Source organism: Oleiphilus sp. HI0079, assembly GCF_001635105.1.
Window position 1 is genome coordinate 1 of record NZ_LWFT01001209.1, and the last position, 977, is coordinate 977.

The 977-nt window shown below is 46.8% G+C and carries 1 protein-coding gene; it reads right to left on the minus strand.

From position 1 onward, the window contains the following. The coding region (gene trkA, locus A3750_RS21535; RefSeq protein ID WP_068548800.1) for a Trk system potassium transporter TrkA at positions 1 to 932 on the minus strand (932 nt) is incomplete at its 3' end. Between the last annotated feature and the right edge of the window lie 45 nt (positions 933 to 977).

The window sequence follows — 977 nt, forward strand, 5'->3', positions numbered from 1 at the left end:
ATGTTGGCTTCATCATCATTGGTGACAGCAATAAATACGTCTGTATTCTCAATATTCTCGTTGAGAAGCATCTCTTTGTCGGCTGCGTTGCCATGCAATACGATGCTTCGCTCAAGCTGCTCGGATAATTGATGCGCTCTGTCTTCAAATGCTTCGATGACTTTCACGCGATAGCGGCGCTCAAGCTTTTCGGCAAGACGCTGGCCAATATTTCCGCCGCCAGCAATAATAATGCGCTTATAGTCTTTATCCAAAGGCTGAAGTTCGCTCATAACCGCTTTAATGTGGTTGCGCGCAGCAATGAAGAATACTTCATCACCTTCGTTGATGACGGTATTACCGCTAGGGATAATTGGTTTTCCATCTCTAAAAATGGCAGCCACTCGCGTGTCAATATTAGGCACATGTTTTCGAATGTCTGACAATTCATGCCCAACTAAGGCCCCGCCCTTACATGCTTTAATCGCTACTAAGCTGACTGCGCCCTCTGCAAAGTCGAGGGCCTGCAATGCGCCAGGATATTCTAAGAGACGTTTGATGTGCTTCGTTACGACCTGCTCGGGACTGATCAGAACGTCAATGGGTACAGCATCATTTCGAAATAGTTTTTTACGACTTAAATACGCTGGCGCTCTAACACGGCTGATCTTGGTTGGAGTGCGAAAGAGCGAGTATGCGACTTGGCAAGCAAGCATGTTCACTTCGTCACTGTTAGTCACCGCAATGAGCATGTCGGCATCTTCTGCTCCCGCTTGCTCTAATACGTCTGGATACGAGCCTAGTCCGTTCACTGTGCGAATATCTATGCGATCGTTCAATTCCGCAAGTCGCCCTTTGTCCGGATCAATAACGGTAATGTCATTGGCCTCGCTTGCAAGGTTTTCGGCCAAAGTACCGCCTACCTGGCCGGCACCAACAATGATTATTTTCATAACAAAACCTTGCCTATTATTCCTTGATGATTACTGCATAGAAAA